At 49.0% G+C, this 17,575-nt stretch carries 19 protein-coding genes and 1 pseudogene; 13 read left to right on the forward strand and 7 right to left on the reverse strand.

All coding sequences use genetic code 11. From position 1 onward, the window contains the following. Window positions 1-13: 13 nt before the first annotated feature. From D1409_RS24575 to D1409_RS14050, 3 genes are read left to right on the forward strand one after another with little or no spacing between them, the layout of a single operon-like run. Window positions 14-490 carry a hypothetical protein gene (locus D1409_RS24575; protein ID WP_164471689.1) on the forward strand — a complete coding sequence of 159 codons (477 nt, stop codon included), beginning with the start codon at window positions 14-16 and terminating at the stop codon, window positions 488-490. Then, window positions 483-911, forward strand: a complete 429-nt coding sequence (locus tag D1409_RS14045) for a hypothetical protein (protein ID WP_164471690.1) — start codon at window positions 483-485, stop codon at window positions 909-911. Before D1409_RS24575 ends, D1409_RS14045 begins: the two co-directional genes overlap by 8 nt. Further along, the gene (locus D1409_RS14050) at window positions 908-2,332 is read left to right on the forward strand and encodes a 7-cyano-7-deazaguanine synthase (protein WP_123537601.1); all 1,425 of its coding nucleotides are present in this window, start codon (window positions 908-910) and stop codon (window positions 2,330-2,332) included. Before D1409_RS14045 ends, D1409_RS14050 begins: the two co-directional genes overlap by 4 nt. Window positions 2,333-2,379: 47 nt before the next feature. On the opposite strand, the gene D1409_RS24580 is transcribed toward D1409_RS14050, so the two are convergent. Then, the gene (locus D1409_RS24580) at window positions 2,380-2,775 is read right to left on the reverse strand and encodes a DUF6166 domain-containing protein (RefSeq protein WP_164471691.1); all 396 of its coding nucleotides are present in this window, start codon (window positions 2,773-2,775) and stop codon (window positions 2,380-2,382) included. A 272-nt stretch (window positions 2,776-3,047) separates the two neighbouring features. On the opposite strand from D1409_RS24580, the gene D1409_RS14055 reads away from it, so the two are divergent. Next, entirely contained in the window at window positions 3,048-3,251 is a 204-nt protein-coding gene (locus D1409_RS14055; protein WP_206425056.1) for a hypothetical protein, read from the forward strand. On the opposite strand, the gene D1409_RS14060 is transcribed toward D1409_RS14055, so the two are convergent. The 5 genes from D1409_RS14060 to D1409_RS24595 are packed head-to-tail and all read right to left on the reverse strand — an operon-like array spanning window position 3,244 to window position 10,021. Continuing rightward, a complete protein-coding gene (locus tag D1409_RS14060) occupies window positions 3,244-5,268 on the reverse strand; it encodes a type IV secretion system DNA-binding domain-containing protein (protein ID WP_123537603.1) in 2,025 nt (674 codons plus the stop codon). The two genes, D1409_RS14055 and D1409_RS14060, sit on opposite strands and share 8 nt — an antisense overlap. Continuing rightward, complete coding sequence (locus D1409_RS24585) at window positions 5,265-6,236, reverse strand: hypothetical protein (protein ID WP_164471692.1); 972 nt, start codon at window positions 6,234-6,236, stop codon at window positions 5,265-5,267. Before D1409_RS24585 ends, D1409_RS14060 begins: the two co-directional genes overlap by 4 nt. A gap of 8 nt (window positions 6,237-6,244) precedes the next feature. Then, on the reverse strand, window positions 6,245-8,638 hold the full coding sequence (locus D1409_RS24590) for a VirB4 family type IV secretion system protein (protein WP_164471693.1): 2,394 nt from the start codon (window positions 8,636-8,638) through the stop codon (window positions 6,245-6,247). Window positions 8,639-8,641: 3 nt separating this feature from the next. Continuing rightward, window positions 8,642-9,655 (reverse strand): hypothetical protein, encoded by a 1,014-nt coding sequence (locus tag D1409_RS14075; protein ID WP_164471694.1) that lies wholly within the window; start codon window positions 9,653-9,655, stop codon window positions 8,642-8,644. A gap of 3 nt (window positions 9,656-9,658) precedes the next feature. Further along, complete coding sequence (locus D1409_RS24595) at window positions 9,659-10,021, reverse strand: hypothetical protein (RefSeq protein WP_164471695.1); 363 nt, start codon at window positions 10,019-10,021, stop codon at window positions 9,659-9,661. 159 nt (window positions 10,022-10,180) lie between these two features. Between D1409_RS24595 and D1409_RS14080 the strand changes: the two genes are divergently transcribed. The 9 genes from D1409_RS14080 to D1409_RS14115 all read left to right on the forward strand — a co-directional run bounded on the left by D1409_RS14080 (window position 10,181) and on the right by D1409_RS14115 (window position 17,477). Next, complete coding sequence (locus D1409_RS14080; protein ID WP_123537607.1) at window positions 10,181-10,795, forward strand: hypothetical protein; 615 nt, start codon at window positions 10,181-10,183, stop codon at window positions 10,793-10,795. A gap of 24 nt (window positions 10,796-10,819) precedes the next feature. Beyond that, on the forward strand, window positions 10,820-11,866 hold the full coding sequence (locus tag D1409_RS14085) for a DUF932 domain-containing protein (RefSeq protein WP_235853559.1): 1,047 nt from the start codon (window positions 10,820-10,822) through the stop codon (window positions 11,864-11,866). Window positions 11,867-11,880: 14 nt separating this feature from the next. Further along, the gene (locus D1409_RS14090) at window positions 11,881-12,222 is read left to right on the forward strand and encodes a hypothetical protein (protein ID WP_123537608.1); all 342 of its coding nucleotides are present in this window, start codon (window positions 11,881-11,883) and stop codon (window positions 12,220-12,222) included. Between the two features lie 500 nt (window positions 12,223-12,722). Next, the gene (locus D1409_RS24600; RefSeq protein WP_164471696.1) at window positions 12,723-12,914 is read left to right on the forward strand and encodes a hypothetical protein; all 192 of its coding nucleotides are present in this window, start codon (window positions 12,723-12,725) and stop codon (window positions 12,912-12,914) included. A 31-nt stretch (window positions 12,915-12,945) separates the two neighbouring features. Next, the gene (locus D1409_RS14095) at window positions 12,946-13,464 is read left to right on the forward strand and encodes a TATA-box-binding protein (RefSeq protein ID WP_164471697.1); all 519 of its coding nucleotides are present in this window, start codon (window positions 12,946-12,948) and stop codon (window positions 13,462-13,464) included. 62 nt (window positions 13,465-13,526) lie between these two features. After that, entirely contained in the window at window positions 13,527-15,107 is a 1,581-nt protein-coding gene (locus D1409_RS14100) for a type I restriction-modification system subunit M (RefSeq protein WP_123537610.1), read from the forward strand. Further along, window positions 15,104-15,625 (forward strand): restriction endonuclease subunit S, encoded by a 522-nt coding sequence (locus tag D1409_RS14105; protein ID WP_164471698.1) that lies wholly within the window; start codon window positions 15,104-15,106, stop codon window positions 15,623-15,625. The genes D1409_RS14100 and D1409_RS14105 overlap by 4 nt, the downstream gene beginning before the upstream one ends. Beyond that, window positions 15,522-16,421 (forward strand): restriction endonuclease subunit S, encoded by a 900-nt coding sequence (locus D1409_RS14110; RefSeq protein ID WP_164471699.1) that lies wholly within the window; start codon window positions 15,522-15,524, stop codon window positions 16,419-16,421. The genes D1409_RS14105 and D1409_RS14110 overlap by 104 nt, the downstream gene beginning before the upstream one ends. Window positions 16,422-16,433: 12 nt before the next feature. Next, on the forward strand, window positions 16,434-17,477 hold the full coding sequence (locus D1409_RS14115; protein WP_235853560.1) for a type I restriction endonuclease: 1,044 nt from the start codon (window positions 16,434-16,436) through the stop codon (window positions 17,475-17,477). On the opposite strand, the pseudogene D1409_RS14120 reads toward D1409_RS14115, so the two are convergent. Next, a pseudogene (locus tag D1409_RS14120) lies at window positions 17,472-17,575 on the reverse strand (IS5/IS1182 family transposase); the annotation flags it as partial. The gene D1409_RS14115 and the pseudogene D1409_RS14120 sit on opposite strands and share 6 nt — an antisense overlap.

Below are 17,575 nucleotides of genomic sequence, written 5' to 3' on the forward strand. Positions count from 1 at the left end.
TATACTACATATAATGGGAAGTGCAACGTCTAGATCCTCTGGCGCGAGCGGGATGGGATATGAAGATGCCAAAAAAGGTATGAATCAGGCTCTGGAGTCAGATAAAACGAAAGCAGCGGTTGATATCGCTGTTACCGGTGCCCTTGCGGTACAGCCGAACGGTCCGGCTAAAGTTCCTGCATATAACTGTCTGAAACACACGAATACCCTGATCCAGACTACGCAGAAAGATGGGATTGAGAAAGGTATCCAAGAGACGGGCAAGGACGTTGCGAAGTCCCAGATCGCCGGTGAGGCGGCTAGTGGTGTAGTCGATACCTCACAGCAAGCGGTCACGATGGCTGCGGAAAACGATACAGTCAGCAGAGGAGTCGAAGAGGCGAATAAAAACTTCAATGCATCTTCAGAGCAGGCTGCGAAAGATACCCTCGGAGCGGTTTTCTCAAACGGAGCGGATGCCATGATGAGCGGAGGATCAAATGATGAGTGAGGATGAGTTCATAGACGATGAGCAGGCGGAACAGAATGTCCAAGAGTTCATTGAGGAACACGGGACAGAAGGCGTATTTGTAGTCTACTTCCGCCAGTTCATCTTCCGGTTCATCATGCAGGAGCTGAAATCAGAAGACGAAGAGGTTGAAGATATCGGCACTCAGCTCCATCTGGATGTTTCTGAAGGAGATGAAGTCTTGAAGGTGAAGCGTGAGCAGATGCTTGAACGGTGTGAGGTCTGGGCAAGAGATCTCGTTGATGATCTGAAGGACGATGAAGTCGTAGGTGAAGTAATCGAGTCAGGGGACTTTGAGCGCCTTGATGATGAGGATGTGGAGGAACGTGTTGAGAACGCTATGGACGAGAAGTTTGAGGAGTGGGAAAATCAGCTGGAAGAGTTTCTGGAGGAGGTAGAATGAAGTCTCAGAAATTCTTCGTATATCGTCATCCCGAGTTTCATAGAAGAATCGAACAAGACGTCCAAAGGTACGATAAAACGGATTATGACGATATTGTTGCAGTTATTCCATACCGGAGCTCAAAGTTTCCTCAGGAACACGATTACAATCGAAGGAGGCCTTCTGAAGATTGGGATTACATCAGGTATGACCATTCGATAACTCAGGAATCGTTCTCTGGTGAAGTTCCGGATGTTGTATTGGATATACTGGAGATTGCAACTGCTACTTTCGCTGCCGACAAGGCCGTAAGTCGCGAGATAGATATCGATGAAGAAAAGATTGACGACAGCCTTCTCGAAACCCGGAATATCAAGCTTCAGATCCCTGTTCTCTCACCTGAGCTAGCGACTGAAGAAGTGGAGCAACTCTATTCGGAAATGGTTTCTCACATGACCCGCGATATCGTAGAATACGAATTCCATCATATAGAGTCTATAGAGTCGGTAGAACAGGTTTCGACTCAGAGCGATATTGACGCTGTCGGCCTTCTTTCGGATGGTTTAGACAGTGCAGCAGGGATATACCACAATAAGTCAGAAGGAATTGACGCTGTCCATACTACCATAGACTATGGACAAGGGGTTAAGTCGAAGGCTGAGAACATCGCGGGCCAAGCCGGTGTTGACCACAGGGCTTACCGGGTGAAATCTGATAGGAGTCGTGAATACACACAGTTTTCTCGCGGCTTGTTGCATTTGAGTTTCGCGGTTTCTGAAGCCCTGGCAGTAGGAACAGACGAGATACACTGTTTCGAGAACGGGATTATGGCACGGTTCCTGATCCTCTCCGATGGCTGGATGACAACCCGTACAGTCTCACCGCAGTTCCTTGCGTACTTCAACGGGATACTCTCCAACGTTCTAGAACAGCCATTGAAAGTTGAAAATCCGTTTCGAGATCTGACCAAGACAGAGATTACAGAGAAGATTCCGGATAAGGAGATTGTCAAGCAGACTGTTTCCTGCCCTCATTCGAGATGGGCCAAAGGGAAGAACTGCGGGCTGTGTATCCCTTGTCTGGTTCGGAACGTCGGAATTATAGCGAGCAGTCATGAGATTGCCTTCGATGAGCTTTCCGAGTACAATGCGTTGTTGGAGGCGGATTTTGAGGAGCAGTCTCTTGATTTCGATGTTTCGGAGGAAGGTTTGAATCCTTCTGCGAGTAGTCCAGAGGTGTTCTTCAAAGGGGTTGCTGAGATAGCGTTCTTTTGCAGACGGGTTTTGGAAGATAGTCCTCGGCAATTAGCCAGCGAATATTCGGAGCTATTGGATGAGCCAATCTTCTATCAACATCACCGTTTTGCGGAGAACTTTGTAGATGCGCTTGGAAAAGTAGCATCTGAGAACCCGACCGTCCGAACTCTACTTCCAGACAGTTAATTCTCTACATCTTGATTTGGAAAGAAATAGAGCCTTTGCTCTAATCTCTACTCGAATGTTCTGATCCAGTCATCAAGATCCACAGCTTCCAGTTCCCAAGGCTCATGCTGGTCAAAATCCTTTAGCAGTTGTTCCACCGGTGTCTGATACTCCAAGGCCACTTCATCGTCATCATAAGCGTCCGCCACAAGGGAAACCGCCAAAAGGTACGGACCATGACCGCTGTAACCCCATTGAAAGCTGGCACCTGGAGCTGAATTACTGAGTTCTCTGCGCGGAAGCAACGAATACTCTACAGTGTTACGGGGATCGTCAACCAATACATCCGGAGCAAACTTCTTCCGAACATCTTCTCTTCCACAGCGATAGCAATCTACAAGCCTTCCCTCCCGATCACCACGGTAAACGGTTTCAGACGACCTCTCCAACTCCGGTAACCCCACATCACCTCCAGTCATAATACCGCAGTAATTATCTCTGAATATTCAAATACAAAACGGGGATGACAACACAACAGCGCCAATGACCTCTACCCCCACCATCTACCCTGAAATCGTCATACAGAATATTGTCGCCGGATAATCTAACCTGAACTTTTCAAACCTTGTTCTTTCGGATTGGAAGAGGATATCCTGAAAAAGTTCTCTGCCAATTAATCAGATAGGGTGGATAGAGTATCGGTGAAGCATTTCAGATAGGGGATTCGGTCAAGATCGTGATTGACAAGGTCGACCCGGATATGAAATACCATGGAAAGAAGGGCGAAATCATCGATATAGATTTTGATGATGCCGGTTCAGTCACCGGAAATCCAGAGGATAACTTCAGCTACACAGTCAAATTAGAGAATGGAGAGATACCGGACATCCATTTCCGAAGACAAGATCTAAAGTTAGTGAAAGGTTCGGAGCTTAACTGAGTGATTCTTTAGCTGTCTCCGTTAGTTCTGCTATTTTCACTTTAAACACTCGTTTCTGGCCGTCTACCACCCGTTCTACCGGTTCATCGGGTTTGTGGACTTGAATCAGCCCGAGACTTTCGAGTTTCTTGAAGCTGTAGTTGACCTTGTGGTTGGGAAGCCCGGTTGTCGACGTTATTTTCTGGATATCGTCTCCACCGTTTTTGATGCAGTTGAGAACCGTTCGGTCGACATCTCTGAGTTCCTCTTCTATAGGATCTATTGGTTGGTGATCCTCTCCAATTTCTATTATTCTATATTCCGTGTTCTCTATCCAATCGAGGTCTGAGAACGGTTCTCCATCGGAGTCGAGGTAGTAGCTGAAGTTCCCGTCCTGAGGGCTTTCACGGTCAACAGGATCAGACAGAATATTCTGAAGCTTTTCTTTGTCTCCTGTTTTGACGACGAAGGTGCATTCTCGTTGGTCTTCGTATGCTCTTCGAAGATTTTTCAGGACTTTGGCGGGCTTGGAGAGGGTACCGTGTTCGGCTTCGAGGTATGCGGTGCTTCCGTCCGGCATCTTGATGTGGCCGTCGGGCTTGTCGTCACCAGCGTCCTGATGAAGTATCTGGACTTGGAGGCCGCGATCCTCCAACTCTTCTTTAGCCTTCCTCAGTAACTCTGTGTGCTCTTTTCCGCCGGCGTTCATGCCTTTCCCCACGTATGGAGTCTTGGTTGTAGCGGTCGTGGTGGCAGGTGATGCAGCCTTCTTGATCCGCTGAAGGTCGACGTCTTCGGACTGCCAAGGGGGATAGGTATCTACGATTTTGGCCTTCTGTTTCCTCTTTGTGTCGGGTGTCTGGATGGCGGCACGGTAGTCGCCTAATCGGGCTATCTGCACTTGGTCAATGCCGTAGAGCATCCGGCTGAGTCTGGAGAGGTCTTCTGAGCCAGATGGGTCGAACACTAGTTTGGTTCGACAGTTGTTTGCGACGGCGTTCTGCATTTTTCGGGGTAGTTGTGAGAGGTATTGTGTAGCGAGCCAGCATCCCAGCTGGTATTCACGGGCCTTGCTCAGTATTTCTTCAAAATGTTGGCCTTCGCTGGGAAAGGATTGGAGTTCGTCGACGAAGAGATAGAAGGGTTCCTTGACTTCTCGGCGTTGGTAGTAACGTTTCTGTGCTGCTGCCCAGATCTTCGTGATTACGAGAGAGGTGAGAAGCTCTGTGACGGTACTGCCAACCTCTCCTTCCCGTACATCCACTAACAAGATCTTGTTCTGGTTGACTACTTGTTCGAAGTCTATATCGCTGTTTTCGGAGGCGATGATGTGCCTAACAACTTGGTTCCCGGTGAAGTCATTCAGCCTTCGGAGAAGTGGTTCGAGTTCGCGGCTTGTGAGATCATCTTTGATGCTAACGAGCTGTGACCGGAGCTCCGGATCACTGGTGTCGTCAATTAACCGTTTGAGATCCTGTTTGTCGGTGATGCAACGCTTGATATCCAAAAGGGTGTAATTCTCGTCTTGTTCGATATTAGCTTCTATTCCGGCACGAAATAATGTGGCGAGCACTCTTCCGAACCGGTCTCCCCAGTTGTCGCTGCGGCGTTTGAACAGCTGTATGAGATTGGAGACAATGAGCTCTACCTGATTGGATTTGGCTGCGACCGATGAATCTCGGCTGATATAGGGCTCTAAGACGTTGATCCCAATAATCGGGTCGGTGGAAGGGTTGACATAGATCAAGTCGTCTCTCCGGTCATCAGGGGCTTTAGACAGGTACTGGTCGATGAGTTTCCCTTTTGGGTTGATTATGGCAAGGCCATGGCCTTTGACTGTGTCCTGTAAGGCGACGTGGAGCAGTTCCTGTGTTTTGCCTGTACCGTTGGCTCCAGTGGTTAGACAGTGTTTCACGCGGTGTTTGTCATCGACTGCGACATTTTCCTCTACTCCCAGTATACTGGTCTGTGAACCAACGATGGTCTGTTTTGAGTTTTCAGCGTTGTAGACAAGCTTCTTGGTGTCTCCTGGTTTCATACACTTGTTTCTATATTCTCCTGTTCACGGTCCGGAATCGATACTAGTCCTGCCAGTTCGACCGCCGAGATCTGGAATGGTTGTTTCAGCCTGCGGTTTCTAAACTGTTCTACCGAGTTGATTATCGGTTTGTCACGGATGCTTCGAACCGCACGGGTCTGGTATCCTTGGCCGGTATCGGGATTAGTGAATATGTTGAAGCCGCCAGAAACCTCCTTGATCCTGCTTGCTGTGTACTCTGCTGCCCCGACTACGAGGATCCGTATCGAGACGTGGAACCGAGGGCTGCCTGCTTTACTGTCGATTTGACGTGCCTGCTGTTTCTCCCTGGGTGTTGCGTCACGGTCAGACCACGGAAGCATTCCTACCTTCTCACTACGTAAGTTCCGGCTCTCACGGGAGGCTTCACGGTGCCATAGCCGTCTCTGTACGGGTTGACCAGCGACCGGCTTGAACAGTACTTGAATAGCTATACGGCTGTCACGCATTGCATGACGGTGGAGCGCCGTAACCACGGAGTTGATCGGCGGTGCTTCGAACTCGGTTTCCAAAGGGTAGACCTCTTTCCGCCGAAGACTCAGGACTCCGAGTCCAACGGTATCACCCTTGTTTAGAGGTAACTCCCTGGTTCCGGTTTCGAATCCGATTCCAGGGATCTGTTCGTTCAACTGTGTACGCAGTTTCCGTTCCAGTCTGGCGGTGGGAACAGCGAACTGGAGACGGATCTTTTCTGGAGTAAACCGTTGGATCTCGTATCCGATGACAGGTGAGGTATTCTTGATTCCCAGTAGCTGGGTTTGATACTCTGTGACTGTCTTCACGAACCGATCAAGTGATACCGGCAGGTCTTGGTCGGCCGGCGGATGAACCTCAACAAATCTAAACTCTTGATTTGGCTGAGACAGTCGTTGAACCGTAGGGTTGTCGAGTCTGACGTAGCTGTCTCTGAAGCGATTGAAGAAATCCATGGACGTAGTCAGTTCCCCTGTTTTGCGTGCCAGACATCGAGGCTTAGCACCAGTATCCAGACCGGTTCAAGAACCACATATGTGAAAACCCAGATCCCGATGATATCTAACAGGGTGCCGTTCAGAGGCAGCTGGTTCAGCCCGAGTATCGGTTTCAACATCTCCTGTTGGTAGAGAAACACGGAGACAGGCAGTCCGGCTAACAGCAGGTACTCGAACCACCCCAAAGAGGCTCCAGAGACGATCCAGACCATTTCCCAATAACCGTAGCCCTCTGATTTTGAGTCTGTACTCTTCTTAGAAGGATTATTTCCTCCGTCAGTTCTCTGCTTCTTCCTGTTTTTACTCTGCTGTCTGTCTGACTGAGATTCCTCTACTACAGTATTCTCCGAAGGTTCTGCTTGTTCTCTGGATTCACCGTATTCTATCACTCGGTGTTCCTCTTCTGAGGATTCAACTCGGATCCGGGAGTTTACCGGCCCCTGAATCAAGGCCTCGCTGAACTCTACTTCGGTGCCTGTCCGTAGTTTCCGTAATTCGGTTCTCTGCAGTTCTGAGAGTGGGAAGAAGTCGCTGACAGGGCTGTCCACTTCTCGCTGTCTGAAGAACAGGTTACAATCGGTGTTCTTCAGGATGTTTCTTCCTTCGTTAGACCGAGTGAACTCGTCAGCGTTCTGTGTGACCAGTGTTACCGCTATGTTCCGGTCACGGCTTTCACGGACCAGGGTAGAAACCGCTTGAAGACCTCTTGTATGGATGCCGTTTCCTTTGTTGACGATCCGGTGGGTCTCATCGACCACTACGAGAGTCTTCCTGTCGGTCTGTGCTGCCTGTCTGTAGACATGTCTCACTGTCTCCGCTAAGTCCTCAGTGTTGTCCTTCGACGGATCCTCAACGGTGTAACGGACGATATCGGTCTCCGGCTCCGGATAGCTGTCGCCGACAAAGTATGTTTCACCGCCTAAGGCGCTGATGAGCTTGCCGTAATCCCGTTTCTTAGGGTCGACTACGTAGATCTCCAGGTCTTCGGTTCTTCTGTACGACCTGAGAAGCATCAGTTTAGTCCAGTAAGTCTTTCCAGACCCGATTTTACCCATCACGGTGGTGTGGCCGGCTTCCCAAGTAAACCGGTCCAGAACGACAGGAGTGCTGTTCCTACGTTTTCCGTACACAACCCCTGATCTTTCGATTGTGTCCTGGGTGGCGAAGCAGAAGCCGGTTGCTGCGGAACGTGCTGGAACGATCTCTGTCCTGCTGAACCGGCCGGAATGGAATGCTGAAACCCGTTTGAACGCTTTACCCAGATTTCGGGGTTCACGGGTATCTACACGGAATCGGTCTAAGACTGTCTGGACTGATTCCAGTGTTCTCCTGGCTTCGGCATCGGAACTGCCTCGAACAGTGATGTAGATGCCGTAGTTGACCAAGGTGTCTCCGCTGGCGTCGAGATCTATCATGTCTTCCAGGTCGTGTTTCTGCTGCCGTAGATCTGCCTGGCGTGACGGCTTTTTTGATGAGGAGAGTTCGGAGTCGATCCGTGCCAGCATCCGATCCATCCAGGTCCGTTGAGTATTGGAGACCGGGCTTACCGTTTGGACAACATCTACCATTCCAGGATGTTCTGCGCCCAGAATATTTGCTATCCAGCCCAGAGGAAGCTGTTCAGGATACTTATCGACGTAGAGCACCCGGTTAACGTTGTTCTGTCCACGGCTCACAGTACACGTACTTCCACTGAACCGGGCTTTTCCCAGATACAACTGTTTTACCGCCGATTTTAGGTTTGACTCGGTCAGGCGCTCGGCCTGAAGATCCGCTCCATTCAATAGCCCCTGAATCTCTCCACACCTACTCTTGACCTTGTAGTGGTTCTGTTTCAACGAGGAACCGGACTCCTTTACCACAACGTAGTGGCGGGTGGCGACCGCTGAGTCTCTAACCCCGTCGCTGTAGCTTGAAAGATCAACTGTTTGTTGACGTGAGTGGATCTGTACTTCGTCGCCGATCTCATCAAGCAACTGTTTGACTGTTCTCAGGTTGGCTTCTTTACCGGTGTCAGAAGCATACTCCAAGTCGAGAGAGGATACCTCTACGATTCCGACGACAGTGTCATCACTCAGAACCACCAAACCATCGACAAACTTCGATATCTTGGGGGAGGAGACACTGGATATACCGAGAACCCCGGTTAGTCCATCGACGAGGTAACGCTCTATCGTTTTTCCACCAGGTTCGAACTCCGCGAACAGGGCTCCAAGGATGATACCTGCTGTTGCGCCAGGTCCATCTCCGAAGTACCAGCCGATCCCGGTTAGGATAAATCCTCGGAGGACATCCCAGACGGTGTACCTGTCCAGATACTTCAACCTCGGATTGATCGATGAAGGGAACTCGGACCACATAATTTAGTCACCACCCTGGTTTCTGAACCGGTTTCCACGGTTTCTCCCGTCATTCCGCTCTCGATCATAGCTCTGGCTTCTCTGATTGTTGTGAAGACGGTTGACGCCCCGCCTAACACCGCTACTGAACTTCTTGGTCCCTCCGCGGACAACTCTGGTCATCGGCGCGAAAACGACCGCTCCAGCACCCAGCAGGATCAAGGGCAGCGCGAAGAGAAGTGCTATACCGCCAAGACCCCAGAGATAGTGAGGAGTATCCATCATCGAACTCCCCATTAATGCCATGGTTAGGTCGAGAACCACAACGTTGAGAGGCCCAATCAACAAGCAGGCAACCCAGATACTAGTCAAGGCATCTGCGTACCGTCTGAACGGCGGTGTAACCGCCATCAACGCAATCAAGGGAGACAGCGCCACACCCAGCATGAGGTAGAAATCCCGTGCGACGAAGATCATCACAGTACCCAACAACAGGAACACATCGATATACAGCACCAGCAGAATCTCGAAGCTGAACCGTGAAGTCTGGACAATATTAGAGCCTTCGGGAGCTAAAGCCGCTGCGGTGGAGTTCGAAAGCTCAACAGGATAGTACAGCAGCTCCGGGGCTACAGCACCGAACGCCACAGCAACCAGAAGAGAGACCAACGGCCGGACACCGTCAACCCGGTCGAACATATGCATAGCGCCGATCCAGACAGCGGCAGCCGTAGCTAATGCCAACGAAACCAAGAACACATCTTGATGAATCTCAAGTACAGCCGGTTGTTTCACATCCGGATAGCTCACGAATATCCGGACTAAGATAGCGTTCAAGGTTTCAGCTAAGCTCTTCACCAAGTCCATCAGAACCGACGCAATTGCTTCCTTAAACTGCTCACCGAGATCCATAATCCCACTTTCTTCCTTCCCAGGGATTTGTTGACTAACAGCGGTCGAATTGTTTGAGGCAGCTACACCGCCAGTGAATCCGCTGAAAAGGGTTAAGAGCACGGCTGCTAAGCCGATCGGTTTCATCTTTCAGGCACCTCCTCCACACAGCGGATCCGAAATGATCGCAACAATCCCCTCACTCAGAATCACGATCACCAAACCAACTGTGGCGTTTGCAAAGACCCTGCGCGCACGTCTCTGAAGCTCTGGTGACCCGGACAGCCAAAGCAGACCGCAGTAACTGTAGATCAGGCCTGCGAGCGGAAGCGCAAGGGTCAACGCCAGGCTCTGCAAATTGTTGATAAGAACAATTAGGTCTCCGATGGCGGAAGGCGGTACTCCTGAACAGTCATGGCCGTTAGTCTGTGCTGCAGCCTGGCCCGTTAATAGCCACAAGGCAAGGATCAGTTGAACACTGAATTCACAGATGTATGCGATCTGTTTTTGCATGGATTCAGAACACAGGTAGCAATGGACAGATATTAGTCTGGATCTCAGGAATTATGGAGAAAACGGAGTTAAACGGCGTATAATCGGTATTTCATACCGGCTCTATTTGTTAATAAACTGATTAACAAAGGCTCGTGGGTTCTGTAGATTTCGCAGATTATGACTTCAGACCAGATCTGGAGCCATGAAGTAACGTACCATCCTGAAGACGTTCAGGACAGGAGCAAATGTCACAGCCCGGACTACAGGGTGTATCTGCCAGACACAATCAAGAAGCTGGGTCTGGGAAAAAATGTTTACGCTGTTGTCGAAAGAGAAGTTCAGGACGGGATACCTTATCTCAAGGGTAGTAAGCTGACCGAGGAAGACGATGAAACGCCCGACTCCGACTCAGTTTACGAGATATTCATAGACGGTTCGAGCCGTCTCCGAGTCACTCTGTCATCCGACTGGGTGGACGAGTTCATTGAGTACGATGGTGACGACATCTTCGCAGTCGAGGTCAATGAGATCGATGATGAGTTCCGGATCTACAGGAACGACGACTACGATACGCGGAAGCAAGAGCTCAGTGAGCGAGGGATTTCTCCGCGACTCGGTAAGCCATTGGTCTTGGGTTCGGCAATGTTCTACAAGACCAGGTACTCGGAGACAAATAGTCTGAGAGAAGGTTTTGGTGATGACGTTGACGACGATGGCCCTGGGGATGACGATGAGTGGAACACCAAGGATGCGGTAAACAACGATAACGGAACTCCGCCTACGCCACCTTAACGCTGACCGTTCATCTGAAACACGGTGTTCCCGTGGACATTACCCGTTTTCTGCCTCTCTTCGTGGATACAGAGGTGGTACACAATTAAAGGAGAAAAGTACACGTTTCGCGATTTAGATGAACTCTATCAAACCGCAGAAGATCTACCTGATGTAGGTCGAGAAGATGTTTACGCCCATCACACCGAGGAAGATGAGTGGGAGAAGGTTCCGTACCGAGACAGTTTGTGGACTGACGACCTCAGAGCTACAGGCGTAGTCTCCAGCAACGACGACTTCTACAACGTTATCCAGTACGGCGAGATCTTGGATACGGTCGGTGACGCCGCAGAGAGACATGGCTTAGGCGTAAAGGGAGAGGTATCGGTTTCTCCTACAGCCCACAAAATGAGTACGAAGCTTGATTTCGACCAGCAGGTCTACGCCAACCAGGATGACCCCATTGACCTAGGGCTGAAGATTCGGAGCGGACACAGCGGTTTCCACGCCTTGAAGTACGATATAGGGGCGGAACGCCAAGTCTGTTCTAACGGTATGATGGCATTCATCTCCGATCTACATTTCGAGCAGACACACGGTGAACCATTCCAACCCGGAAAAGCCTACAACGCTGTTGACGCCGTCGTAGAGTCGCCTGCGGAGATCGAGCACCGATTAGCAGAAGCACAGAACCTTGAGCTCCTGAACCAGGACGAAGCACTGCTCGTCCTGATGGATACAGGGGTCGACCGGTATCTTGAGCAACCAGTACCAGACCTACTGAATGCACTGCACAGCGAAGTCGATGACCCGGAAAACCCGACGCTTTGGGAGACTTACAACGCAGGTACACGGGCGCTCACACACTACACTCGTGACGTCCCAGAATACGACTTGGATCAAGGGTTCGAAAGTCTCTCCCAACTGTTGGAGAATGGTGCCTCGGAGATACCGGACCCGGAAAACCTTGGTAAGGAAGCAGTCAGCCGGCGCAGCCAACAACTGGTCGAGCAAGACGGTGTGGAACCGTATTGGGAGGACGAAGTTGAAACCCTGAGAGAACTCCGCCAACAACACGAACTCCAGATTTGAGAGGGTAAGAATCGATGACTGATTACAGCGATGAGGAGCCGTTGGCTTCTTGGGAAGCGGCCTTCCTTCCGGATTGGGAGTGGGAGGCTTACGACAAAGTCGAAGACGAGAACGGGCTCTACTTCGGACGGGTACGGAGTCCGAACACGTATGACCGGTGGGAGTACGGCTACTTCAACAGGGAACAGTTGGAGGAGGCCGGTGCCTACAGAACTGACTTAGATCCGGACAGTGAGGAACCGTTGTTCCCTGATGGAGGCGAGATCAAAGATCTGGTAGCAGTGTACGAATCTGAGATTGATGCCTTGCAGAGCTTGGAGCCTGACAGAGACAAGTACAGAGGTGAACACCGTTGAATGAAGATGTAGCTCAGGTGTTTGAAACCGAGTTAGCAGCACAACGCTACACACTGGAAGAGGTGGAAACACAATCAGATCTGACCAGATAGACCGGCTTCTCGACGAATACGTCGAACAGAAAACCTACGTCGAAAACGAAAAACCGTACTGGAAAAATCTGACCGGCGGAACCACTTTCTCCGGAGAACTACGGTTCACACTGGAAAACTACTTTCCCGAAGCACACTACAAACAAGCCATTGACCAAGCTTTCAGAGATCAGGCTGAAGAGGAGATCCTTCCTGACGGAGGCAGTCGGAAACAGTACTACTGGAGCGGTGAGGAAGGAGTAGTTTACCACACCGAGGCTGGAGATGAACTGATCGACCCGTTCTTCGGTTCTGTAGAAGACGCAGAGAACTATTTGGAGAACCTATAGTAGAATCTGGAACTCTTTGTGCGGCCAGTTACAGGAGAGCAGTTCTACCAATCAATTCTCGGATACCCACTGAAACAGTGTGCAGATACTTCTGGAGATTACTATAGGTGAGATTCACGCGAAAGAACAGTACACAGGAATCATGCTACGGAAATCCAAGAACATGAAAGTCGAGGAAGCAACTGAAGTATTGACTGAGCAGGCCGGTTTAACGGATTGGGAAATAGGGAAGGTGAAAAAGGGTGGAATAAAGAGAGACGGTCTTCTCTGAATAAATAACCTGGATGCACATAGTGAGTACGATGGGTAGTGGAGAGCTTGGCAGGGAAATAGAGCTATCAGAAGTGATCGAGGCCCTCTTTGCCGAATTCGATATCGAGGCCAAGACTCATAGCGATTCAATCGCCACAATCCGGTTGGAAGACGGAGGTCCTGCTCACACGTTATACCGTACGGGAGCTTTTCAAATCCGAGGCACTTCCAATCGGGAAAGTCTATTTGAAGCTAAGGAAGATTTGCTGAATGCCCTTCGAAAGATAGGCGTAGAGTTTGGTCCGGTGCCATTCCGTCAAAATAACGCTGTCTATCTTGCAGACTTCGGAACTGAGATCCAGTTAGAAACTCTGGCAATTCATCTGGGGCTGGAGAACGTCGAATATGAACCGGAACAGTTCCCAGGCGTCATCTATCGACCTCCGGAGCTCGGGACAGTGATGTTAATCTTTGCCAGCGGCAAAACAATCATCAGCGGTACAATAAACAGAGAAGAAGCCGAAGAGTCCGAATCTCATCTTCGAGATCAGCTACAGCAACTGGATTAATATCTCATCGGTAGCTCCCAGTCAACACAACTCTTAACAGAGTGACCCAAGCATTACTTTCCATGGCTATCACGGGGAATTCTAACGGCGAACTTGAGAAGAAACTCTGGGAAACAGCAGAAAAACTTAGGGGACCAGTAGACCCCTCCGAATACAAGGACTTCGCGCTTGGACTCCTGTTCCTCAAGAGTATGTCTGACTCCTTTGAAGCTCGACGTTATGAACTGAACGAAAAGACACGGGACTCTGAATCACGATACTATACAGAAGATGAACAAGAACGCGAGTATATTCTAACTGATAAAGACGAATACAAACGAGAAAACGTCTTCTATCTTCCTGAGGAAGCCCGGTGGCAGTACTTCGTCGAGAACGCTACAGACCCTCAGATCGGGAAGAAAATAGACGACGCAATGCGCGCCATCGAAGACGAAAACCCACGCCTCAAAGGAATTCTCCCAAAAGGTTACTCCCGATCATCGCTCTCCAGTAATTCTTCAGACGCCTTAGAAGGCCTGATCAACCTCTTCGCAGACATTGAAATGGAAGCGGAGAATGGCGACCAAGACGAGGACATCTTCGGCCGAATCTACGAATACTTCATCAAGCAGTTCGCAATGGAAGGCGGCCAGAAAGGAGGAGAATTCTACACGCCAAAGAGCGTTGTTGAGCTAATGGTTGAAATTCTTGAACCTTATGAAGGTCGGATATTCGACCCCTTCAGCGGCTCAGGCGGAATGTTCGTACAGAGCCAGAAATTCATCGAGAGCCATGGCGGGGACACCGACAAAATCTCCATATATGGCCAGGAGGTGAAGGAAAGCACTCTCCAGATTTCCAAAATGAACCTCTATCTCCGAGGTATTGACGGGAACATCAAACAAGGAGACAGTATTCTTAACGATCAACACAAAGGCTTAGAAGCAGATTACATCATCACAAATCCGCCGTTCAACATGAGTGAATGGGGGAAAGACTCAATTGCAGATGATGACCCTCGTTTCAACTATGGGATGCCGCCTTCCAACAACGCCAACTATGCCTTCATCCAACATATGATACACCATCTCAACGACACAGGGATGGCAGCCACCGTTATGGCAAACGGAGCGATGTCTGCGCAAAGTACAGAAGGTGAGATACGAGAGGGAATTATTGAAGACGATCTTCTGGATGTAGTGATCGCTCTGCCCAAGGAATTATTCTATACGACGAGTATACCCGCTTGCCTCTTCATTCTGAGCAAAGGAAAGGATTCAGACCAATATAGAGACAGGTCTGGAGAAACCCTATTCATAGAGGCCACTGATCTCTATGAGAGTGTAAGTCGCACCCAGAATGAGCTAAATGAGGATCACATCCGTAAGATCGCTAATACGGTCAGAGCCTATCGGGGAGAAAAGACTGCTGACGAATACAAGGATGAACTAGGATATTGTAAAGTTGCGGAACAGTCAGAGATAGCTGACAATCGTCATATAGTCACGCCTGGAAGGTATGTTGGAGTAAAGTCAAATGACGATAATGGAGAACCCTTTGAACAAAAGATGGAAAGAATATCTGCAGAGCTCCGTGAAGAATTCCAAAAGTCAGATGAATTACAAGATGCGATAGAGAAGAGCCTCCAGGAGGTAGGATTTTGACATCAGAACAGCACACTCTTTCTGATCTACAGGAAGAGTCAGAGGAGCATAATAAGCCATACACGTTGAGAAGACAGGGTGTAGACAAACAAGAAAATTGGAGCACACATCGGTTAGGAGACTTATTTGAATTAGAGTACGGGAGATCACTTCCTGAAGATGATCGGAATGAAGGCCAATTCCCTGTATTTGGTTCCAATGGGCGTTCTGGCTGGCATTCAGAGTATCATATTGAGGCACCAGGAATTATTGTAGGTCGAAAGGGAGTGAACCTTGGAATTGAGTGGAGTGATCACGACTTTAATGTTATTGATACAGCATATTTTGTCAATCAAAACTCACTTGAAGTCTCAGACGTAGACCTGCGATTTCTTTATTACAATCTACTGGACTTTGATTTAGACCGACTGAAAAGTGGCTCTGCTGTTCCTGGACTTAACAGGAATGACTTCTATGAGGAAACTATCGTTTTGCCGCCAATCAAAGAACAAAAAAAAGATAGCTACGTTCTTAGATAATTTAGACCGGAAAATTGAATGCAACAACCGAATCAGCCAACTCCTTGAGAGAGCAGCTCAAACTCTATTCAACCACTGGTTTGTTGATTTTGATCCATACGAAGATTTTGAAGAATCTGAGCTGGGGGAGATCCCTACCGGATTTGAGTTCGTTGAGGTAGATGATTTGGTCTGGTCTGGTCGTGGTTACTCATACACAAGCGAATACCTCGACAAAGAAAACGAGATTGAAGAGAGTTATCCGATGATAAACCTGAAGAATGTAAAAGAGGGAGGAGGATTCAGGACAGACGGTTATAAGTTCTACACTGAAGAATCAATGAAAGACCGATACATGATTGAGGAAGGGGATCTTGTCGTAGCTATCACTGACTTGACCCAAGAAGGGGGACTTATTGGATCTCCTGCTTTGATTCCTGAACTTGAGGAAGAGAGGAATATCATTTCTCAGGATGTGGCCAAGATAGTACCCGAGAACGTACCCAGAGAATTTCTTTATCATTTATTTAAAACAGAGCGATTCCAAGAATATTCAAAGTCTGTTGCAACAGGCACGACCGTTCTACATTTAAGTTTGACTGCTATTGGCGAATTCCAATTTGCTTTGCCTCCTGAGGAAAAATTGAACGAATTTGCTCAAAGGGTGCGATCTATGCACAGTAAAAAATCAAATATAATACAGGAGAATTCAAGATTGAGAAGACTTCGTGACACGCTTCTTCCGAAGTTGATGTCTGGCGAGATCAGGATCAATGATATTAATCTTGATGATTTACAGGTTAGTAACGAGGTTTAATCTGTTTTGTCTATGAATGAGATGGAGTTGGCGGAGAAGCCTGCCTTACAGATCTTCCAGAGTATCGGTTACGAGTATAAGCCTGGTCGTGAGCTTGGGCCGAATAGTGATGATCCAGAACGTACCTCGCTTTCTGATGTAGTGCTCCGTGGCCGTCTTGAACGGAAGCTCCGTGAGTTCAATCCATCTCTACCTGATGAAGCTATTGAGGACGCTATCTCTCAACTTCTTGGTTCCAACTCCCCTCAGCTTCTGAAGAACAACCAAGATTTCCACGAGAAGTTGATTAACGGAATTCAGGTTGAATATGAAGTAGATGGGGAACCACGAGGAGACTTCGTCGACGTATTCAATTTCGATGAGCCGGAGGAGAACGATTTTCTTGTTTCTAATCAGGTAATTATTCAGATTGGTGATGGGCCTCAAAGGAAACCGGATATCGTAGTGTTCGTGAACGGCCTGCCTATCGGTGTCTTAGAGATGAAGGATCCGACGAATCCTCAGGCGTCTATGGGTAATGCGTACAAGCAGGTCACAGACCGGTATGTGAACGATATTCCAGATCTATTCCACTACAACGAGCTGATCGGAATAATGGATATGAACAACGCTCAACTCGGTTGTCTAAGTGCGGGCTGGGAATGGTTCTCACCTTGGAGATATATTGATGAGGAAAAAGATGCTACAAATGAGTTACCGCCTTCTGAAGTTTTGATCAGAGGCGCGTTTGATAAAGGAAGACTGCTGGATCTGATCCAGAACTTCGTACTGTATGCGGATGAGGACGGACAGCTTGGAAAGAAGCTGGCGGCTTACCACCAATTCTACGCGGTGAACAACGCTGTTGAGAGCAGTAGAAAAGTTGTCCCAGACCCGGATGAGGACCGTATCGGGCTTGTTTGGCATACTCAGGGGTCAGGCAAGTCGCTCTCCATGGTTTTCTACGCTAAGAAGATCAAGAGAGAAAGTTCGATGAAGAATCCAACTCTGGTTTTCTTAACTGACCGGAACGATCTTGATGACCAGTTAGAGCGTGTCATAGAATCCATCTCATAGCTTCTCACAGCCCGGATCGTTTCCTCGTTCGAAGTTGGTGATTGCAACGACGAGCCGCAGACACAACGCAAGGAACACTTCTGTTCGTGCGTGGACGC

It is taken from the genome of Halosimplex salinum (genome assembly GCF_003730195.1).
Taxonomy (GTDB): domain Archaea; phylum Halobacteriota; class Halobacteria; order Halobacteriales; family Haloarculaceae; genus Halosimplex; species Halosimplex salinum.

Bases quoted from the DNA above. Each gene is read 5' to 3' on its own strand.
- D1409_RS14075 (WP_164471694.1), bottom strand. From the start codon at position 9,655: ATGAAACCGATCGGCTTAGCAGCCGTGCTCTTAACCCTTTTCAGCGGA.
- D1409_RS24595 (WP_164471695.1), bottom strand. From the start codon at position 10,021: ATGCAAAAACAGATCGCATACATCTGTGAATTCAGTGTTCAACTGATC.
- D1409_RS14045 (WP_164471690.1), top strand. From the start codon at position 483: ATGAGTGAGGATGAGTTCATAGACGATGAGCAGGCGGAACAGAATGTC.
- D1409_RS14050 (WP_123537601.1), top strand. From the start codon at position 908: ATGAAGTCTCAGAAATTCTTCGTATATCGTCATCCCGAGTTTCATAGA.
- D1409_RS14115 (WP_235853560.1), top strand. From the start codon at position 16,434: ATGAATGAGATGGAGTTGGCGGAGAAGCCTGCCTTACAGATCTTCCAG.
- D1409_RS14095 (WP_164471697.1), top strand. From the start codon at position 12,946: ATGGGTAGTGGAGAGCTTGGCAGGGAAATAGAGCTATCAGAAGTGATC.
- D1409_RS24575 (WP_164471689.1), top strand. From the start codon at position 14: ATGGGAAGTGCAACGTCTAGATCCTCTGGCGCGAGCGGGATGGGATAT.
- D1409_RS14060 (WP_123537603.1), bottom strand. From the start codon at position 5,268: ATGAAACCAGGAGACACCAAGAAGCTTGTCTACAACGCTGAAAACTCA.
- D1409_RS14100 (WP_123537610.1), top strand. From the start codon at position 13,527: ATGGCTATCACGGGGAATTCTAACGGCGAACTTGAGAAGAAACTCTGG.
- D1409_RS24585 (WP_164471692.1), bottom strand. From the start codon at position 6,236: ATGGATTTCTTCAATCGCTTCAGAGACAGCTACGTCAGACTCGACAAC.
- D1409_RS24590 (WP_164471693.1), bottom strand. From the start codon at position 8,638: ATGTGGTCCGAGTTCCCTTCATCGATCAATCCGAGGTTGAAGTATCTG.
- D1409_RS14090 (WP_123537608.1), top strand. From the start codon at position 11,881: ATGACTGATTACAGCGATGAGGAGCCGTTGGCTTCTTGGGAAGCGGCC.
- D1409_RS14080 (WP_123537607.1), top strand. From the start codon at position 10,181: ATGACTTCAGACCAGATCTGGAGCCATGAAGTAACGTACCATCCTGAA.